The organism is Amedibacillus sp. YH-ame6 (genome assembly GCF_053848845.1).
Genome location: NZ_JBSPEZ010000046.1, coordinates 721 through 4,369 on the forward strand (window position 1 = coordinate 721; position 3,649 = coordinate 4,369).

Genomic DNA, 3,649 nt, shown 5'->3' on the forward strand with positions numbered 1-3,649 from the left:
GATAGTTTTTGCCTGTCAGACATATACATCAAGACGTTTTGGTGGGTTTTTAGTTTATAACACTCTTTTGCTAAATGTTGACCTAACTTTAACCGCGTAAGCTTAGAAAACCTAATCGGTTATATCTAAACGCGAGTTTTCAGCCGTCCTTTTACTTCTTTTTTCTAGTTCAATTTATATTTTTCGCTCTTCTATTTCGTATAGAATTTCCGTCTTGAATACTGACGAAACTCTTTGTGTTCTTCCTTGTGGGAAGATGAAGATAGCAACTTTACCTGTGCCAAATATTACTACAAAGTGTACCAGGGAAATAGGTTTGGAAATACTAACAAAGAATACCTTAATACTAACGGCAAATAGTGTGGCTTTTTTGGAGTCTTTGCTACCATTTACCCGAGGCAATATATTTCCTCGAAGATCCGTTACTAATAAAGTTCAGATAAAAGGTTATTGGCTAATCCAAAAGATTCGAATGCGCCAATTTCAATCCAGTTGTAAATCGTTTTCTCACAATATTTGATTTTTGGGTGGTTTTGCAGAACTACATATACAGACTGTCCGTTTTTGATAGGTTCAACGATAATAGAAGCGATTTCGCTGAGCTCAGAGAATGTAAGATTGATACCTTCTCTTGAATCTATCAAAGTATATTGATATTCCTTTTGAGCTCGTTCTGCGGAATAATACCGTTTTGTGAGTTTGCAAACACTTTTTTGATCACAACCATTGCACACGCCGTTTGTCTTATCTCGTATTTTACAAGCGATAGGTGAACGTTGAACGCATTCACTTTGACAGAAAGAGTTGAATCCACAAACCGCAATGTTCTGGCAATCATAAGTCCCCACAGCAGAGACACCTTGACGAGTAAACTTAACATCAAAAGAATGCTTTTTAATTTCCTTACACACAGAAGATTTGTCCATGCCAATTACATTTGCAATGGCAGATTTGGTAGAATTGTTATTCAAACCTTGTTCAATAAAGTTACGATATTGTAAATCTAAATGTTTTGAACCTTTGGTATTCATATAGGTGCCCTCCATGACTAATTGAAACCACAAAGAAAGCATATTTATCATACAGAAATGTAAGAGAAAATTCCACACTTAATGAAGTGGATTATTCTGTAAACCTTAATTCCACTTTTTCTCATCATTGTGGAATTAACTTTTTCACTTCACGGAAACTTTTATTGTTGACAATATAAAAATAAAACATTGTAAAAGACCCCTTACTTACGGTATACTATAGACATAAATGGGGAGTTGAAGTGAATGGAATGGAAGAGAAAAATAGGAGAATTATTTTATAAATTGACGCCAGAACAGAAGGAACAATTTAAACAATATATTCCTACAAAAGTATATTATACAGAAAGAAATATTTCGATTGTAGTTGCGTTGATACAGCTCTCTATGATTATCTTATTTTTAGTTAATAAGCGATTATCTGTACACAATCCTCGCTATATTGCTTTTTTTAGTTTATATGTGTTTTTGCTCGTTGTGACGTGTATTTCTTTAGTATCCTATCGTTATACGGTTAGAAAGAGAAAGTATCGTGTGTTTTTCTTGTTGAGAAGAACCTATGCGATTATGTTATGCATTTGGGTTATGGGGATTACATACTTAGAATTAGAAGGTGGAAAGGGATTAAGTTCTTACTATTATTTAATACCTACCACAGCTGCAATGTTATTGTTGAATCCTTTTGAAAGCATAGCAATCTTTGGTGGAGCTTGGGTAGTACTATCCTGTATTATCTTGAACTCGGGTGCAGCAAGCGAAACTGCATTTGGTAACTTAACCAACAGTATCTTTGTCACTGTACTTTCCTTGTTTATTTCTTATCGTTATTATAAAAGTACGGTTACAGAGTTTTGTGATCGAGAACTTATTCATAAACAATATGAAGAAATTGAAGATAAGAACAATCTTTTGTTAGGATTGGTTCAAGAAGATCAATTGACTTGTTTATACAATCGTCATTATTTAACGAATCAATTGTATCCTTTGTTTGAAGAGTGTAAAAAGGAAGAATATCATGGAATGTTTTTAATGGTAGATATTGATTACTTTAAACAATATAACGATTTATATGGGCATTTACAAGGAGATGAATGTCTTAAGATTATTGCGTCAACACTTTCTGCTGTGTGTCAAAGTTATGGGGCTTCTGCTATTCGTTATGGAGGGGAAGAATTCCTAGTAACAAAGATTTGTCAGAGTGCATTTGATCCTAAAGCGATTGCGCAGAAAGTATTTGAAGCCATCAAAGAAAAACAACTTGCTCGTAGCGATGTAGAATTGCAATATGTAACCGTTAGTATTGGTGGTTGGTATGGTTCTTTGAATCGAATTGAAACGATAGAACATGCTATACAGTATGCAGATGAAGCATTATATGAAGCGAAATCAAATGGAAGAAATTGTTCTGTTTTCTCAAAGAAAAGCGATAGCCCTTTACAAAAATGATTTGTAAAGGGCTATTATTTGTTAGGAAAGTTTTCAGGAGGATGAGAACGCATACCTATGAGGACAATCTAGGACATAGATTTAATAAATTCAGCACGTTGGGGAGCGGATTTCATCCCACAGAGTTACCAAATTTAGATTTACAAGAATGAAGAGATGTTATTGATTTCAGGACTATCAAGCAATTCGTGAGAATGATTAGTAAAAACATTCTGAATAATACTTTCATCAAAATCAATAAAAGCATAATCGCATAGGAAGGAAAGTCATTTCGTTAACATTTCAGAAGCCTAAAACACTACCAATCGTATGTAAGCGTCTAATACAGCCATCTAGAAAAATAAGAACTCCTGTAGGATAATATATTCAACAGGAGGTGAAGTCAATGCCAGTAAAATATGATTATGATTGGGAAAAGCTACACAAAGAACAGCAATTATCAGGATTGAATATGAAACGATTCTGTAGAGAGCGTAGTCTTCCTTATCAGAGTTTCAAGAACCATAAATACCAATCTGTAAACAAAGCAGATGAAGTTAGTATTGTACCAGTGAAATGCAAAGAACAGAAAAGAATTTCATTCGTAATGAATGGAGTTTCTTTATCAGTAGATGCTTCATTGGATGATGAAGGACTACGCAAAATCATGAAGGCATTACAATGATACAGTTTCAGGAGATAGCACAAATATATATGGTCAAAAACTACACAGATCTGCGAAAAGGAATCGATGGTTATGCATCCCTTATACAAGATATACATCATCTTAATCCTTTTGAGGATGCTTTGTATATTTTCTGCAATCGACATCGCAATATGATCAAGTGTTTGTACTGGGATGGAAGTGGATTCTGGCTTTTATATAAGCGTTTAGATAAAGGACACTTTAAATGGGTTAAGAATGAAGAAGGAACTATCACTCTTTCCCAACAACAGTTAAAATGGTTACTGGAAGGTTTACGAATTGACCAAAAAACAGCCTTCAAAAAGAGTAAGCCAATGTATGTATAAAACAGTGAAAAAGCCTATAAATATCGTGTATTTTGGTGTAAAATGTGGTATAATTAAGACATGAAAAACAGAGAAGAAATCAAAACAAAACTGCAATCGATGAGTCAAGAAGAACTCATCGATTTGCTTATCAATAGAGATGAATTAGCAAATGAAAACAG

General features: G+C 33.9%; 4 protein-coding genes. 3 read left to right on the forward strand and 1 reads right to left on the reverse strand.

From position 1 onward, the window contains the following. Nucleotides 1-425: 425 nt before the first annotated feature. Complete coding sequence (locus ACWG0P_RS15905) at nucleotides 426-1,031, reverse strand: hypothetical protein (protein WP_455802548.1); 606 nt, start codon at nucleotides 1,029-1,031, stop codon at nucleotides 426-428. Nucleotides 1,032-1,277: 246 nt separating this feature from the next. Here ACWG0P_RS15905 and ACWG0P_RS15910 point away from each other — a divergent pair, with 246 nt between their 5' ends. The 3 genes from ACWG0P_RS15910 (at nucleotide 1,278) to tnpB (ending at nucleotide 3,488) form a co-directional block, all read left to right on the forward strand. Further along, complete coding sequence (locus ACWG0P_RS15910) at nucleotides 1,278-2,477, forward strand: diguanylate cyclase (protein ID WP_455802549.1); 1,200 nt, start codon at nucleotides 1,278-1,280, stop codon at nucleotides 2,475-2,477. 385 nt (nucleotides 2,478-2,862) lie between these two features. Next, nucleotides 2,863-3,141 (forward strand): IS66 family insertion sequence element accessory protein TnpA, encoded by a 279-nt coding sequence (gene tnpA / locus ACWG0P_RS15915; protein WP_455802522.1) that lies wholly within the window; start codon nucleotides 2,863-2,865, stop codon nucleotides 3,139-3,141. After that, a complete protein-coding gene (gene tnpB, locus ACWG0P_RS15920; RefSeq protein ID WP_455802550.1) occupies nucleotides 3,138-3,488 on the forward strand; it encodes an IS66 family insertion sequence element accessory protein TnpB in 351 nt (116 codons plus the stop codon). Before tnpA ends, tnpB begins: the two co-directional genes overlap by 4 nt. Nucleotides 3,489-3,649: the final 161 nt, after the last annotated feature.